Source organism: Streptomyces sp. NPDC005492, from assembly GCF_040605995.1.
GTDB lineage: Bacteria > Actinomycetota > Actinomycetes > Streptomycetales > Streptomycetaceae > Streptomyces.
Window position 1 is genome coordinate 1 of sequence record NZ_JBEXDX010000059.1, and the last position, 16,191, is coordinate 16,191.

Genomic DNA, 16,191 nt, shown 5'->3' on the forward strand with positions numbered 1-16,191 from the left:
GCTTCTGACAGAAGAACGAGAAAGCGCTTCACATGGTCTTGGTGACGCCTTCGAGGGCGGCGGCCGTCGTACGGGGGCGGGTTGTGCGAGGTCGGGGTGCGGTGGTGGCCGTGATGGAGCTGACCGCGCTCGCCGACTCGGTCACCTTCCCCGAAGGGACCGAGCACTACGAGTCCACCCTCGAGCCCGTCGACGACACCTTCCACCGGGTCGCCGTATCGCCCGTGCCCAAGGACGTCGGCGCGGCCGGCGTGATCGAGGCGCTGGGCGAGCGGCTGAAGACGGACGAGCCCCTGGCCTGGTTGAGGCGCACTTCACTCGCACCTGTGGGTACAACGCGCCGGTGCGGGGCCGTGTCCGGACCTGGGAAACCGGCGGTGAGGGATTCCTGCCCTGCTCCGAGCCCTCGGACGACGGCGCCGGGCGTGCCGCGGGGCTGCGTCTGTGTCCGGCCGGTTCGGTGGAGGGGGAGCCGGGCTGATCCCTCTCGCCCCCGCCCGTAAGGCCCTGCGGAGGCTCCTTCCCCGTACGCCACGTACGATGGGGTAAGGCCGTGGCGTGTCCAGCCCGGCAGGGTCCGCGTAACACAGACGTACGCGCAGGCCTTCCTCACTCTCCGGGAGTACGCCGCAATATGGCCACGCGCCACGACATCCGCAACGTCGCCATCGTCGCCCACGTCGACCACGGGAAGACGACCCTCGTCGACGCCATGCTGAAGCAGGCCGGTGCCTTCGCCGCGCACGCCGCCGAATCGCTCGACGACCGCATGATGGACTCGAACGATCTGGAGCGTGAGAAGGGCATCACGATCCTGGCCAAGAACACGGCCGTCAAGTACCACCCGAAAGATGGCGGCGACGTCATCACCATCAACATCATCGACACCCCGGGCCACGCCGACTTCGGTGGCGAGGTCGAGCGCGGTCTGTCGATGGTGGACGCGGTGGTGCTGCTCGTCGACGCCTCCGAGGGCCCGCTGCCCCAGACCCGCTTCGTGCTGCGCAAGGCGCTCCAGCAGCGCCTGCCCGTCATCCTGTGCATCAACAAGACGGACCGCGCGGACTCCAGGATCGACGAGGTCGTCAACGAGACCTACGACCTCTTCCTGGACCTGGACGCGGACGAGGAGCAGATCGAGTTCCCCATCGTCTACGCGTGTGCGCGCGACGGTGTCGCCTCGCTGACCAAGCCCGTGGACGGCACCGTCCCGCAGGACAGCGACAACCTGGAGCCGTTCTTCACCACGATCCTCCAGTCCGTCCCGGCCCCGTCCTACGACGAGACCGCCCCGCTCCAGGCGCACGTCACCAACCTGGACGCGGACAACTTCCTCGGCCGTATCGCGCTGCTCCGTGTCGAGCAGGGCGAGCTGCGCAAGGGCCAGACCGTCACGTGGATCAAGCGCGACGGCACCATGTCCAACGTGCGCATCACCGAGCTGCTGATGACCGAGGCGCTCACCCGCAAGCCGGCCGAGATGGCGGGCCCCGGTGACATCTGCGCCGTGGCCGGTATCCCGGACATCATGATCGGCGAGACCCTCGCCGACCCCGAGAACCCGATCGCGCTGCCACTGATCACGGTCGACGAGCCGGCCATCTCGATGACCATCGGTACGAACACCTCGCCGCTGGTCGGCCGCGGCGGCACCGGCAAGGGCGCCTCCGCGAAGGCCGCCGTCAAGGACCGCAAGGTCACCGCCCGTCAGGTCAAGGACCGTCTGGACCGCGAGCTGATCGGTAACGTCTCGCTGCGCGTGCTGGACACCGAGCGCCCCGACGCCTGGGAGGTGCAGGGCCGCGGTGAGCTGGCGCTGGCCATCCTGGTCGAGCAGATGCGCCGCGAGGGCTTCGAGCTGACCATCGGCAAGCCGCAGGTCGTCACGCAGATGATCGACGGCAAGGTGCACGAGCCGGTCGAGCGCATGACGATCGACGTGCCCGAGGAGCACATGGGCGCGGTCACGCAGCTCATGGGTGTCCGCAAGGGCCGGATGGACAACATGTCGAACCACGGCTCGGGTTGGGTCCGGCTGGAGTTCGTCGTCCCCTCCCGCGGTCTCATCGGCTTCCGTACCGAGTTCCTGACGGGCACGCGCGGCACGGGCATCGCGCACTCCATCCACGAGGGCCACGAGCCGTGGTTCGGCACCCTGACGACCCGTAACAACGGTTCGCTGGTGGCCGACCGCGCCGGTGCCGTCACCGCGTTCGCGATGACGAACCTCCAGGAGCGCGGTGTGCTGTTCACCGACCCCGGCACCGAGGTGTACGAGGGCATGATCGTCGGCGAGAACTCCCGCGCCGACGACATGGACGTGAACATCACCAAGGAGAAGAAGCTCACCAACATGCGGTCGGCCGCCGCCGACTCGTTCGAGGCGATCGTGCCGCCGCGCAAGCTCTCCCTGGAGCAGTCCCTGGAGTTCTGCCGCGACGACGAGTGCGTCGAGGTGACCCCGGAGGCCGTTCGCATCCGTAAGGTCGTCCTCGACCAGAAGGAGCGCGGCCGCTCCGCGAGCCGCGCCAAGCACGGCTGACCTTCGGCTGGAACCGGCCAACTGAGCCCGGGTGCCCCCATCTTGGGGGCACCCGGGCTCAGCCTTTCGGCGCGGGCCGGCTGATCCCTCTCCAGGGACGGCCCTCGCGCTTGCGCTATGTCGACCCCCGTGGTCACCGAGGAATGGCCGAATACAGGGTTATCCCTCGTCCTTGTCAGGAACCCGCACAGCCCCGCCGATCAGCACTACTCTGCCGTTGGTGCGATCCTGTCCATGCCCTGTGCGGCGCCGGTCGAACTCTCCCGGCGTCCAGGCGTGTCGAATGCGCAGTGGCCGCGAAACCGCAACTCATTTTTCACGCCCATCGCGTTCGGCATGCGGACATTCAAGCCCGATAGGTGTGTAACAAGTCCGTTTCGCAGGCATCTTTCACCAAACCCTTTGTCCGGATTTTGGAAGATGTACGCGCGAGGTGTGATCGAACCGAGACCTTGTGAATATGGCTCGGTCCCGCCTCATGGCAGATAGTTAGGCGCGTAGAGCTCGGATCACGGGTCACTCGCTGTAGGCGGCGACTCATCGAGCGCGGGGAGCACTTGACCATTTCAGGCACCGGTGACGGTGATGTGTCATGCGCTCTCCCAGGTGATGAACCATTGGACTCATGAGGAGGAGCCCCCATGCGTGGTGCCAAGAGCGCCAAGTGGGTTGCGATAGCCGCAGTTGTGGCGCTGGGCGCAACGGCCTGTGGCGGCGGCGGTGACGACAGCAGCTCTGGCGGCGGCAAGGGCAACGGCGTCGTGTCGGTGGAGATCGGCGAACCGCAGAACAGCCTGGTTCCCACCAACACGTACGAGACCGAGGGCGGCCAGGTCATCAACGCCCTCTTCACGGGTCTGACCAAGCTTGACGCCGACAACAAGGTCGTCAACGCCATGGCCGAGTCGATCGAATCCAAGGACAACAAGGTCTGGACGATCAAGCTCAAGTCGGGCTACACGTTCCACAATGGCGAGAAGGTCACTTCCCAGTCCTTCATCGACGCCTGGAACTACGGCGCCAACCAGACCAACGCCCAGCAGACCAACCCGCTGTTCAGCCACATCCAGGGCTACAGCGACCTGAACCCGGGTGAGGGCAAGAAGCCGACGACCGACAAGATGTCGGGTCTGAAGGCCGTCGACGACAACACGCTCCAGATCACCCTGAGCGGCGCGTTCTCGGCGTTCCCCTCGCAGCTCTCCTTCACCGCGTTCGTCCCGCTGCCCAAGGCGTTCTTCAAGGACCCCAAGGGATTTGGCGAGGCCCCGATCGGCAACGGCCCATTCAAGATGAGCGGCACGTTCAAGCACAACGAGTCGATCAGTGTCGTGAAGTACGACAAGTACCCGGACGCCTCGAACATCGAGGTCAAGGGCGTCAACTTCAGGATTTACTCGAACCTTGACACCGCGTACAAGGACCTCGTCGCCGGCAACCTCGACACCCTGCTGACGATCCCCAACTCGGGTCTGCCGACGTACCACAAGGACCTGCCGGGCCACTACATGGACACGGCCGACTCCGGGGTCGGTTACATCGGCTTCCCGATCAAGTACAACAAGGCCTTCCAAAACGCGGACCTGCGCAACGCCATCTCCATGTCGATCGACCGCAAGACGATCGCCTCGAAGATCTTCCTCGGCGCCCGTACGCCCGCGGACGACTTCATCAGCCCCATCATCGACGGCTACCGCAAGGGGGCCTGCGGCGACGCCTGCACCCTCAACCCGGCGAAGGCCAAGGAGCTCTACAAGAAGAGCGGCGGGCTGCCCGGCAACACGCTGGAGATCGGCTACAACGCCGACGGTGACCACAAGGCCTGGGTCACCGCGGTCGCCAACCAGATCCAGCAGAACCTGGGCATCAAGGTCACGGCCAAGCCCTTCGAGCAGTTCCAGACCATCCTGAACGACCTGGATGCCAAGAAGTACCAGGGCGCGTTCCGCATGGGCTGGAACATGGACTACCCGGACATGGAGAACTACCTCCGTCCGATCTTCTCGAAGGAAGCCATCACCAACGGCTCGAACTACGCCGGCTACGTGAACGAGAACTTCGAGAAGCTGCTCGTCCAGGGTGACCAGGCGGCGACGCACGAGGAAGCCATCAAGAAGTACCAGCAGGCCGACGACGTGATCCTCAAGGACATGCCGTACATCCCGGTGTACTTCTACACCTTGAACACCGGCTTCAGCGACAAGATCAAGTCGCTGAAGATCGCCGGTCACCAGATCCTGTGGGACACGGTCAAGCTCAGCTGACCAGGTTCTGAGCAGTCCTGACACAGCGTTACGGGGTGAGCAGGGGGAAGGCTGGCCTTCCCCCTGCTCACTCCTGCTGCCGTCTCCCTGTCCGGCCGCCCCGTCCCCCTCGGTCGCGGTCGGATCGAGCACCCCCCTCTGGAGTACCCATGGGCCGATACGTCGTGCGCCGTCTTCTGCAGGTGATCCCTGTGGTGATAGGCGTCACGTTCATCATCTTCTGCCTGGTCTTCGCTCTGCCCGGCGACCCGATCCAGGCACTGGCCGGCGAGAAGCGCGCCGACCCGAACATCGCAGCGATCCTCCGTGACCACTATCACCTCAACGAGCCGCTGTACCAGCAGTACTGGCACTACATCAGCGGCGTCTTCACCGGTGACCTCGGCGAGACGTACAACGGACGTGCCATCTCCGAGATCGTCTCCGAGCGCTTCCCCATCACCCTGAAACTGGGGCTGACGGCGTTCGCCATCGAGGCCGGGATCGGCATTGTCGCCGGCATCTTCTCCGCCCTGAGGAAGGGCAAGTTCATCGACAACCTCGTGCTGGTCTCGACACTGGTGCTGATCTCGATCCCGGTCTTCGTGCTCGGCAGCGTGCTCCAGCTCGAGTTCGGCGTGAAGCTGAAGATCACGCCGGTCGCCGGCATCGAGAAGGGCTGGCCGCAGAGCTACATCCTGCCGGCCATCGTGCTCGCCTCCACCTCGATGGCGTACATCTCCCGGCTCGTCCGTACGAGCATGGGGGAGTCCGTCCGTGCCGACTACGTCCGTACGGCGATCGCCAAGGGCCTTCCGCAGCGGCGGGTCATCGGCGTGCATGCGCTGCGCAACTCCCTGATCCCGGTCGTCACCTTCCTGGGGTTCGACCTCGGTGCTCTCATGGGTGGTGCCATCATCACCGAGCGTGTGTTCAACATGCCCGGTATCGGTGGTCAGTTGGCCCAGTCCGTCTATCTGCGCGAGCGGCCGGTCGTCGTCGGTCTGGTGACCCTGCTGGTACTGATCTACCTGGTCGCCAACCTCCTCGTAGACCTGATGTACGCCGTGCTCGACCCGAGGATCCGTTATGAGTGAGAAGACGATAGAAAGGCCCACCACCGACGAGGCCGCCATAGCCAAGGAGATCGAGGCCGAGGAGAAGGCCGCGTCCCGGCAGGCGAGCCTGCTCAAGGACGGTTGGACGGACCTGCGCAAGCGCCCCATGTTCCTCGTGACGGCCTTCATCATCGTGTGCCTGCTCGCCCTGGCGATCGCGCCCAGCCTGTTCACCGACCGCTCCCCGTACTCGGACGGGTTCTGCCAGCTGCAGAACTCCATGAACGGGCCGTCTTCCGGGCACTTGTTCGGTTTCGACGTGCAGGGCTGCGACATCTACACGCGGACCGTGTACGGCACTCGCAACTCGATCGTCGTCGGTGTGGTGACGACCCTGGCCACCACGCTGATGGGTGGTCTGCTCGGCATGCTGGCCGGTCTGCTCGGCGGCTGGATCGACGCGCTGCTGTCCCGTATCACCGAGGTCTTCTCCGCTCTGCCGCTGATCATCGGCGGTCTGCTGATCATGTCGATCTGGGGCGGCGGCGACGTGTGGACCGTCTCCTTCATCATGGCGATCCTCGGCTGGCCGCAGGTCTTCCGGATCATGCGCGGCGAGGTCATCTCCAACAAGTACAACGACTACGTGACGGCCGCCCGTGCACTCGGCGCGGACTCCTGGCGGATCGCGTTCCGGCACATCCTGCCGAACACGCTCGCCCCCGTCATCGTCATCACCACGATGAACCTCGGTGTCTATATCTCCGCCGAGGCCGCCCTGTCCTACCTGGGTATCGGCATCCAGCCCCCGAACATCTCCTGGGGCGTCATGATCAGTGATGCCCAGGACCGGTTCCTGACCAACCCGCACGCCCTGCTGTTCCCGGCCGGTGCACTGAGCATCACCGTGTTGGCATTCATCGTGCTCGGCGACGTGGTCCGCGACGCCTTCGACCCCAAGTCACGCTGAGGGAGGCGTACGTGACCATCATCGACCCGACGGACGCCATTCCGGGCCAGCGCCCCGGCGACGAAGAGAAAACCGGCCCACTGCTCGAAGTGCGCGATCTGCACGTCGAGTTCCAGACCCGCGAGGGTGTGGTCAAGGCCGTCAACGGTGTCAACTACTCCGTGAACTCCGGGGAGACGCTCGCCGTGCTCGGCGAGTCCGGCTCCGGCAAGTCCGTGACCGCGCAGGCGATCATGGGCATCCTCGACATGCCACCCGCCCGCATTCCGCAGGGCGAGATCCGCTTCTACGGCCAGGACATGCTCACCATGGGCGGCGAGGAGCGGCGCAAGCTGCGCGGCGCCCGGATCGCGATGATCTTCCAGGACGCGCTGTCCTCGCTCAACCCCGTACTCAGCGTGGGGTTCCAGCTCGGCGAGATGTTCCGCGTGCACCAGGGCATGTCCCGCAAGCAGGCCAAGGCGAAGGCCATCGAGCTGATGGACCGGGTGAAGATCCCGGCCGCCGCGGCGCGCGTGAACGACTACCCGCACCAGTTCTCCGGCGGTATGCGCCAGCGCATCATGATCGCCATGGCGCTCGCCCTGGAGCCGGACCTGATCATCGCCGACGAGCCGACCACGGCCCTCGACGTGACCGTCCAGGCCCAGGTCATGGACCTGCTCGCGGAGTTGCAGCGCGAGTACCAGATGGGGCTCATCCTCATCACCCACGACCTCGGCGTGGTCGCGGACGTCGCCGACAAGATCGCGGTGATGTACGCGGGCCGCATCGTGGAGACGGCACCGGTGCACGAGCTGTACAAGCGCCCGGCGCACCCCTACACCCGGGGTCTGCTGGACTCCATCCCGCGCCTGGACCAGAAGGGCCAGGAGCTGTACGCGATCAAGGGCCTGCCGCCCAACCTGCTGAAGGTGCCCTCGGGTTGTGCCTTCAACCCGCGTTGCGAGAAGGCGCAGGACATCTGCCGTACGGAGCTTCCGCCGCTGGTCCCGGTGACCGAGCCGGACGGAGCGGAACTGCCCGGCCGCGCCAGCGCGTGCCACTTCTGGAAGGAGACGATCCATGGCTGACCCGACCAAGGCCGACGAGCCCAAGGACGCGGTGGCGCACGTCTCCGACGTGGATGTGGCCGAGGTGCACTCGGAGGAGGAGGCGGTCGCCGCTCTCGACGTGACCGTCGACAGGGGTGAGCCGATCCTTCAGGTGCGCAACCTCGTCAAACACTTCCCGCTGACACAGGGGATCGTCATCAAACGCCAGGTCGGCGCGGTGCAAGCCGTCGACGGCATCTCCTTCGACCTGCACCAGGGCGAGACCCTGGGCATCGTGGGCGAGTCCGGCTGTGGCAAGTCGACGGTGGCCAAGCTCCTGATGAGCCTGGAGAAACCGACGGCCGGCGAGGTCTTCTACAAGGGCCAGGACATCACCAAGCTGTCCGGCAAGGCGCTCAAGGCCGTCCGCCGGAACATCCAGATGATCTTCCAGGACCCGTACACCTCGCTCAACCCCCGTATGACGGTGGGCGACATCATCGGTGAGCCCTTCGACATCCACCCGGAGGTCGCACCGAAAGGCGACCGTCGCCGCAAGGTGCAGGAACTCCTGGACGTCGTAGGCCTCAACCCGGAGTACATCAACCGCTACCCGCACCAGTTCTCCGGCGGTCAGCGCCAGCGCATCGGCATCGCCCGCGGGCTCGCGCTCAATCCCGAGGTCATCATCTGCGACGAGCCGGTCTCCGCGCTCGACGTGTCGGTCCAGGCACAGGTCATCAACCTGATGGCGCGGCTGCAGGACGAGTTCAACCTCTCCTACATCTTCATCGCCCACGACCTGTCGATCGTCCGGCACATCTCGGACCGGGTCGGGGTGATGTACCTCGGCAAGATGGCCGAGATCGGCACCGACGAGCAGATCTACGAGCACCCGACGCACCCCTACACCCAGGCGCTGCTGTCCGCGGTCCCGGTGCCGGACCCGGAGGCCCGTGAGCACCGCGAGCGGATCATCCTGACGGGCGACGTGCCCTCCCCGGCCAACCCGCCGTCCGGCTGCCGCTTCCGCACCCGCTGCTGGAAGGCCCAGGACAAGTGCGCCGAGGAGGTTCCGCTGCTCGCGATCCCGGAGCGCTTCAAGGACTCCGACGGCCCGGTGGCCCACGACTCGGCGTGCCATTTCGCCGAGGAGAAGGACGTGGTGCACGCGGTCTGATCCGTACGTACGGCCTCTGGTTCCCGGCACTGTCCTACGGTGCCGGGAACCGGCGTGGGTGAAACGGCCGCGTCTTGACGCCTGGCCGGCGCTTCCCCGCACACGGCTGAACGCCGCTCTTTGGCCGTCTGCCGTCACTGCGTCAGCGGGCGAGGAACTGCTTGAGCACCGCGGCGAGTTCAGCGGGTGCGTCCAGCGCGATGAGGTGTGCCGCGGTGGGGAACTCGACCAGGTCGGCGCCGGGGATCTCGGTGGCGTACCGGCGGGCGATGTCCTGGAAGTCGGCGACGTCGAGGCGGCCGATTCCAACCAGCGTGGGAACAGCGATCGTGGCGATGTCGCCTTCTGCGCCGCCCTGGGAGTGCTCTCCGACGGTGTCCTGGTTCACCAGCGACGTCCGCATCGGGGTCCGGAGTTGTTCGGCCAGTCCCGGGGCGACGTCTTCCCAGCCGCGGCCCGGTCCGCGCAGCCACATGTCCAGGTTCACGCGGACTGCGGTGTCCAGGTCGCCCGCGGCCAGGGCCGCCGTTTCGGCCTCGTCGTACACGACCATGTCCGCCGACCAGTCATAGCCGGGCCACGGCGGGGCGAGCAGGGTCAGGGACTGTACTCGGCCCGGGTGGGCGAGAACGAAGTTCACGGCCACCCGGCCACCCCAGGACGCGCCGACGAGCCGGACTCCTTCGTGCCCGAGATGGTCCAGGAGGCGGCACAGGTCATCGGTCTCAGTGAACGGACCGGCCGGGGGTGCGGACTCGCCGAAGCCGCGCAGGTCGTAGCGGATGACGGTGTGCTGCTCCGCGAGGGCGGGCACGACCGCGTCCCACATACGATGGTCGGCGACGCCGGCGTGTATGAGTACCACGGGCGAGCCTTCGCCGGTGACGGTGTAAGAAAGGTGACCGAGGTCGTCGGCAAGGATGTCCATGCGCGGATACTTCCAGGTCAGCACCGTACGGGCCACTGCATTAGCGATGCCGGAAGGTGACTTCTCACGTGCTGATCCGTGCCTGAGCCCAGTGGCAGGCCACCTGTCCCTCGCCGCCCCCGTCCAGCACCTTCAGGTCCTGATTCCGGCATGCGTCCGCCACTCCCGCCCGCTCCGCCTCCCCGCTCGCCAGCACCTGGCAGCGGGCGTGGAAACGGCAGCCGGAGGGGATGCGGGACGGGTCCGGCGGTTCGCCGGTCAGCACCACCGGGTCGCCCGGAGCTTCGGGGAGAACCGACAACAGCGCCTGTGTGTACGGGTGTCGGGGCGCCGTCAGGACCCGCTCCACCGTGCCCGTCTCCACGATCCGGCCCAGATACATCACCGCGACCCGGTCGGCGATGTTCCACGCCAGGCCCAGATCATGGGTCACCACCAGTGCGGCCAGGCCCAGCTCGGTGCGCAGGCGCAGCAGCAGGGCGAGGATCTCGCCGCGTACGGAGGCGTCGAGCGAGGCCACCGGCTCGTCGGCGACGATGAGTGCGGGCTCCAGGACCAACGCGCCCGCGATGACGACTCGTTGACGCTGGCCGCCGGACAGCTCGTGCGGGTAACGGAGGAAGAAGCGCTCGGGCGGCCGCAGCCCCGCCCGGGACAGGGCCTCGGCGACCGCCGCCCGCTCGTCTCCCGGGTGCCCGTGGATCCGCAGTCCCTCGGCCACCGCCTCGTACACCGTGTGCCGGGGATTGAGTGATCCGCTCGGATCCTGCAGGACCAGCTGGGCGCGCCTGCGGTAGGCCTTCAGCGCCCGGGACGTGTACTCCAGCGGCTTTCCGTCGAAGTGGACGCTGCCCGCGGTCGGCGGGACCAGACCGAGCAGCGAGCGCGCCAGTGTCGTCTTGCCGCAGCCGGACTCGCCGACGAGGGCCACGATCTCCCCGACGCCGATATCGAGTCCGACGCCGTCCACGGCCCGGGCGGGCGGGGCGCCGCGGCGTCCGGCAAAGGTCACGTGCAGGCCCCGCGCACTCAGGAGCGGCTGCGGCGCGGGTGTCGTGGTCATGTGGTGCTCCTCGCGTCCTCGGCCGCGGTGGCCGGGCCGGGGATCGCCGGCTCCACGTGCACGCAGGCCGCTCGCCGTCCCCGTCCCGCGTCCCGGAGGGTCTGGTCCTCGGTGGCACACTCGTCCAGGGCCACCGGACAGCGCGGGTGGAAGGAGCAGCCGGAGGGCAGATCCGACGGATCGGGCGGGTCACCCGCCAGGCCGCGCGGGGCGAACCGGGAGGCCGGGTCGCCGATGCGTGGGAACGCCGCCGAGAGGGCGTTGCCGTACGGGTGCAGGGCGTCCTCGTACACCGTTCGTGCGGGGCCCTCCTCGACCACCCTGCCCGCGTACATCACCGCCAGCCGGTCGCAGGTGTCGGCGAGCACGGCCAGGTCGTGGCTGATCATGATCAGGCCCAACTCCTGCTCGGCGACGAGCTGTTCGATCAGCCGGAGGATCTGCGCCTGGATCATCACGTCCAGGGCGGTGGTCGGCTCGTCGGCGATGACGAGCCGCGGGTCGCAGGCCAGCGCCATGGCGATCATGACGCGCTGGCGCTGCCCGCCGGAGAGTTCGTGCGGGTACGCCCGCGAGCGCGCGACCGGCAGACCCACCTGCTCAAGGAGCTCGCCGGTCCGCTTCTTCGCCGCCGCCGGGGTCGCCCTGCCGTGCAGCAGGATCGGCTCGGTGATCTGGTCGCCGACGCGGTGCACGGGGTTGAGCGAGTGCATGGCCCCCTGGAAGACGATCGAGGCGCCCGCCCAGCGCACCGCGCGGACCTGCCCCCACTTCATGGTCAGGACATCCTCCCCGTCGAGCAGGATCTCCCCGCCGACCCGGGTGCCGGGCGGCAGCAGCCGCAGCAGGGCCAGCGCCAGCGTGGACTTGCCGCAGCCGGACTCGCCCGCGATGCCGAGCTTGCGGCCGGCCTCCAGGGACAGGTCCACACCGCGTACGGCGGCGGCCCCGTTGCCGTAGGTCACGGTCAGGTCCCGGACCTCGAGGAGCGTCAACGGGCCACCCCCAGCCTCGGATTGAGCACCGACTCCACGGCCCGCCCGCACAGCGTGAACGCCACCGCGACCAGCGCGATCGCGATGCCGGGCGGCACCAGGTACCACCAGTCGCCGGCACTGACCGCGCCCGCCTCGCGCGCGTCCTGCAGCAGCCCTCCCCACGAGATGACCGTCGGATCGCCGAGGCCGAGGAAGGCCAGCGTCGCCTCGGCGAGCACCGAGGAGGAGATCATCAAGGTGGTCTGGGCGAGGATCAGCGGCATCACATTGGGCAGCACGTGCCGGGTCATGACATGCCAGTGCCCGCCGCCGAGGGCCTTGGCCCGTTCGATGTACGGCCGTGACTCCACCGCCAGCGTCTGCGCACGCACCAGCCGGGCCGTGGTCGGCCATGCGGTCACGCCGATCGCCAGTACCACCGTGCCGAGCGAACGGGACATGACGGTGGCGAGGGCGATGGCCAGCACCAGCGTCGGCATGACCAGGAACCAGTCGGTGATCCGCATCATCACGGTCGCGTACGGGCCGCGGAAGTGCCCGGCGGTGATCCCGACCACGGCGCCGATGGCCACCGACAGCACGGCCGCGAGGAGCCCGACGAGCAGTGAGACCCGCGATCCCCACACCACGAGGCCCAGCAGATTCCGCCCGAACTGGTCGGTGCCCAGCGGGAATTGCCCGCTCGGACTCTCCAGCGGACGGCCCGGTGCGTCGGTCACGCTGGACACGTCGGAGCCGACCGTCAGCGGTGCGGTGAGCGCGACGAGCGCGAACAGGGCGAGTGCGGCCAGGCCCACCAGCCCGGCGCGATGGGTGCGGTACCGCGTCCAGAACCGCACGACGGACCGGCGGCGGCGCTGCCGGGCGAGCGACCGCGGGCCCGCTTGGGCGGCCGGGGGAGTGGCTTCGGTGGTCATCGGCCGACCCTGGGGTCGAGCAGCGGATAGACCAGGTCCGCCAGTGTGTTCATGACGATCACCGCCGCGGCGAAGAAGAGGAACAGCCCCTGGACCAGGGGCAGATCGGGGACGCTCAGAGCCTGGTAGAACAGCCCGCCCAGGCCGGGCCAGGAGAAGACCGTCTCCACCAGGATCACCCCCGCGACCGTACGGCCGAGGTTGACGAAGACGAGAGTGACGGTGGGGAGCAACGCGTTCGGGACGGCGTGCCGGCGGCGGACCAGGTCGTCCCTGAGGCCCTTGGCGCGCGCGGTCGTCAGATAGTCGCTGCCCATCTCGTCGAGCAGCGCCGAGCGGGTGACCAGCAGCGTCTGCCCGTACTCGACCGCGACCAGGGTGACCACCGGGAGCACGAGGTGATGGGCGACGTCGAGCACGTAGGCGAGGCCCTCCTTGCCGCCGGACTCCATGCCCCCGGTCGGGAAGAGCCCGGGGATCGGTCCCACGCCCACGGAGAACACGATGATCAGCAGCAGGCCGAGCCAGAACGACGGAACGGAGTAGAGGGTCAGCGCCAGACCGGTGTTCAGCCGGTCGGAGAGGCCTCCGTGGCGCCACGCCGAGCGTGTGCCGAGGAACATGCCGAGCGCGGTGTACAGCAGGAAGGCCGTACCGGTGAGCAGCAGGGTGTTCGGCAGCGCTTCGGTGATCTTGTCGATGACGGGCGCCCGGAACTGGTACGAGGTCCCGAGGTCACCGGTGAGTGCCTTGCCGCAGTAGTCCGTGAACTGCTGCCACAGCGGCAGATCGAGTCCGAACTCCCGTCGGTAGGTGGCCAGTTGACCGGCCGAGATCGGTCGGCCGCCGGTCATGGTCTTGACCGGGTCGCCCGGGATCAACCGGAACAGGAAGAAGCCGGTGACCAGGACGGCGAGCAGCGAGACGACGGCACCGCCCAGCTTGCCGGCGCCGTACCGGACATATGTGCTCCAGGTGCCCGCCCGCTGTCCGCGGTTCGCGGGTCCGGCGGATGCCGGGCCCACGGCCGGGTCGACCGGCGCGGACGTGGCGTCAGTTGCCATGAACGCCCGTCCTGTGCCGCGCTGTCGCGGGTCGTCGCACGGCTACTCCCGGTCCTCGGCGGTGGCACGACGGCGCATCGCGAACAGGAACACCGCGCCCACGAGGACCACGCCCCCGATGGCGATACCGGTGATCGCACCGCCCGAGAGCCCGCCGGACGAGCCGTCGGAGGTCGCGGGAACCGCGGACCACCAGCTCCAGTAGCCGTCCTGGCCGTAGATGTTGCCCGCGGCGCTGGGCATCGTCTCGATGGACTTGATCTGGTCGGTGCGGTAGGCCTCGACGGCGTTCGGGTACGCCATGACGTTCATGTACCCCAGGTCGTACAGCCGTGACTCCATCTGCTTGACGATGGCCGTCCGTTTGGCCGGGTCGTACTCGGCGAGCTGCTGGGCGTAGAGCTTGTCGTACGTCTTGTCGCAGATGAAGTTGTCGGTCGCGCCGATGTCCTTGGGTGTGGCCGGAAGGGCCGCACAGGTGTGGATGGACAGCACGAAGTCCGGGTCGGGGTTGACGGACCAGCCGTCGAAGGCGAGGTCGTACTTGCCCGCGAGCCAGGGGTCGGTCACGTTGTCCAGGCAGTCGAGCGTTACGCCGATGCCGAGTTTGCCCCACCACTCCTTGAGGTACTGGCCGACCGCCTTGTCGTTGGGGTCGGTGGCGTGGCACAGCAGGCGGTAGGTGATCGGCTTGCCGTCCTTGCCGACCCGTTTGCCGTCGCTGTTCTTCTTGTAGCCCGCCTCGTCGAGGAGTTGGGCCGCCTTCGCCGGGTCGTAGGCGAGTTCCTGGCTCGCCGAGGGCTTCCAGAAGTACGACGAGAAGCGGGGCGGGATGTAGCCCTCGCCCTCGACGGCGTGACCCTGGAACACCTTGTCGACGAGGGTCGCCCGGTCGACCGCCATGAACAGCGCGTGCCGCACGCGCTCGTCCAGCAGCGAGGGGTCGCCGTCGCCGAAGTGCTTGCCGTTCTTGGCCTGCGCGCCCGGGTTGGTGGCCAGGGCGTAGAAGCGGCGGCCGGGTGCGTCGTTGACCTTGATGTCTTTCTCGCCCTTGAGGGACGCGGCCTGCGCGGGTGTCAGGGACGGGGAGCCGGCGACGAAGGAGACCTCGCCCTTGCGCAGTGCGGCCACGGCCGCGTCCTGGTCCTTGTAGTAGCGGAAGACCAGCTCGTCGAACTTCGGCGCCCCGCGCCAGAAGGTCTTGTTGGCCTTGAGCCGGACGTAGCTGTCGGCCTTGTAGTCGGTGAGGACGAACGGTCCGTTCCCGACGATCGGGAAGCTCTTGTCGTTGTTGAACTTCGAGAGGTCGCCGACCTTCTCCCAGATGTGTTTGGGCACGATCGGCACGTCGAGCGCGGTCATCGTCGCCTGCGGCTTCTTCAGCTGGATGACCAGCCGGGTGGGGCTCGGGGCGGTGACCTTATCGAAGTTGGTGACGAAGCTGCCGTTGGCGGTGGCGGCGCCCGGATCGGTCATCATCTTGTTGAACGTCCACGCCGCGTCCTCGGCGGTGGCCTTCTGTCCGTCGGACCACTTGGAGTCGGAGCGGATCGTGTACGTCCAGGTCAGCTTGTCCGGCGACGGCTTCCAGGCGGTGGCCAGCCCCGGGACGACGTGAGCATCCTTGGGGTCGTAGTTGGTCAGGTAGTCGTACATCAGCCGGTGAATGGTGGTGCTGACCAGACGGCTCGCCAGGAAGGGGCTCAGGGAGTCCACGCTCTGTGCGACCGCGACGGTGAGGACCTTGTCCCCCTCCGTGGCCGCGGCCTGATGCGGTGCCGGGTTGAGGGGGGTGGCGAGAGCCGCCGAGACTGCCAGGGCGGAGGCAACGGCGGCGGACAGCCGGCGTAAGAGGAGTCGCGGTCTTCTCGGGTGCGACTGTTCTGTGCCGTTTCGGTCCTGAGTGCTCATGGTCCTGACCTCGCGCTTGACCAGGTGACGCCGGCTGGGTTGAAGAGTGTGTCTATCAGCGGCGGTCGGCACCCGTCAACGGTGCCTGAAAGCCCATGTGGCCTGCGGAAACGGGGAGTTGACGGCCCGATCGGAGGTTTATTGGTCCAAACCACTGAAGCGTGCCTGGTGGGGACTTGGCGGTGCGGCGTGACACTCAGGGCCAGGTGGCTTCACCCCTACTCCGCGCGGCCTGTGCTGCATTCGGGTGGCTGCGTGTGCACTCTGAACCTTTTGTGCGGAT

Annotated in this window: 12 protein-coding genes; 6 read left to right on the forward strand and 6 right to left on the reverse strand. The window is 67.6% G+C overall.

Features of this window, described 5'->3' with window-relative positions:
• Positions 1-634: 634 nt before the first annotated feature.
• The 6 genes from typA to ABZT04_RS41230 all read left to right on the forward strand — a co-directional run bounded on the left by typA (position 635) and on the right by ABZT04_RS41230 (position 9,027).
• Positions 635-2,542 carry a translational GTPase TypA gene (typA, locus tag ABZT04_RS41205; RefSeq protein WP_356064514.1) on the forward strand — a complete coding sequence of 636 codons (1,908 nt, stop codon included), beginning with the start codon at positions 635-637 and terminating at the stop codon, positions 2,540-2,542.
• A gap of 641 nt (positions 2,543-3,183) precedes the next feature.
• A complete protein-coding gene (locus ABZT04_RS41210; RefSeq protein WP_356064516.1) occupies positions 3,184-4,806 on the forward strand; it encodes an ABC transporter substrate-binding protein in 1,623 nt (540 codons plus the stop codon).
• 149 nt (positions 4,807-4,955) lie between these two features.
• Entirely contained in the window at positions 4,956-5,882 is a 927-nt protein-coding gene (locus ABZT04_RS41215) for an ABC transporter permease (RefSeq protein WP_356064518.1), read from the forward strand.
• Positions 5,875-6,813 carry an ABC transporter permease gene (locus ABZT04_RS41220; protein WP_356064521.1) on the forward strand — a complete coding sequence of 313 codons (939 nt, stop codon included), beginning with the start codon at positions 5,875-5,877 and terminating at the stop codon, positions 6,811-6,813. The genes ABZT04_RS41215 and ABZT04_RS41220 overlap by 8 nt, the downstream gene beginning before the upstream one ends.
• Positions 6,814-6,830: 17 nt before the next feature.
• Positions 6,831-7,886: an ABC transporter ATP-binding protein gene (locus ABZT04_RS41225; RefSeq protein WP_356064602.1), complete on the forward strand. Its 1,056-nt coding sequence runs from the start codon at positions 6,831-6,833 to the stop codon at positions 7,884-7,886.
• Positions 7,879-9,027 carry a dipeptide ABC transporter ATP-binding protein gene (locus tag ABZT04_RS41230; protein ID WP_356064523.1) on the forward strand — a complete coding sequence of 383 codons (1,149 nt, stop codon included), beginning with the start codon at positions 7,879-7,881 and terminating at the stop codon, positions 9,025-9,027. Before ABZT04_RS41225 ends, ABZT04_RS41230 begins: the two co-directional genes overlap by 8 nt.
• Positions 9,028-9,169: 142 nt before the next feature.
• On the opposite strand, the gene ABZT04_RS41235 is transcribed toward ABZT04_RS41230, so the two are convergent.
• The 6 genes from ABZT04_RS41235 to ABZT04_RS41260 all read right to left on the reverse strand — a co-directional run bounded on the left by ABZT04_RS41235 (position 9,170) and on the right by ABZT04_RS41260 (position 15,908).
• Complete coding sequence (locus ABZT04_RS41235; protein WP_356064526.1) at positions 9,170-9,955, reverse strand: alpha/beta hydrolase; 786 nt, start codon at positions 9,953-9,955, stop codon at positions 9,170-9,172.
• Positions 9,956-10,019: 64 nt separating this feature from the next.
• The gene (locus tag ABZT04_RS41240; protein ID WP_356064529.1) at positions 10,020-11,018 is read right to left on the reverse strand and encodes an ABC transporter ATP-binding protein; all 999 of its coding nucleotides are present in this window, start codon (positions 11,016-11,018) and stop codon (positions 10,020-10,022) included.
• A complete protein-coding gene (locus ABZT04_RS41245) occupies positions 11,015-12,013 on the reverse strand; it encodes an ABC transporter ATP-binding protein (RefSeq protein ID WP_356064533.1) in 999 nt (332 codons plus the stop codon). The genes ABZT04_RS41240 and ABZT04_RS41245 overlap by 4 nt, the downstream gene beginning before the upstream one ends.
• Entirely contained in the window at positions 12,010-12,933 is a 924-nt protein-coding gene (locus tag ABZT04_RS41250; RefSeq protein ID WP_356064535.1) for an ABC transporter permease, read from the reverse strand. The genes ABZT04_RS41245 and ABZT04_RS41250 overlap by 4 nt, the downstream gene beginning before the upstream one ends.
• A complete protein-coding gene (locus ABZT04_RS41255) occupies positions 12,930-13,997 on the reverse strand; it encodes an ABC transporter permease (RefSeq protein ID WP_356064538.1) in 1,068 nt (355 codons plus the stop codon). Before ABZT04_RS41255 ends, ABZT04_RS41250 begins: the two co-directional genes overlap by 4 nt.
• Positions 13,998-14,039: 42 nt before the next feature.
• Positions 14,040-15,908 carry an ABC transporter substrate-binding protein gene (locus ABZT04_RS41260; RefSeq protein ID WP_356064541.1) on the reverse strand — a complete coding sequence of 623 codons (1,869 nt, stop codon included), beginning with the start codon at positions 15,906-15,908 and terminating at the stop codon, positions 14,040-14,042.
• Positions 15,909-16,191: the final 283 nt, after the last annotated feature.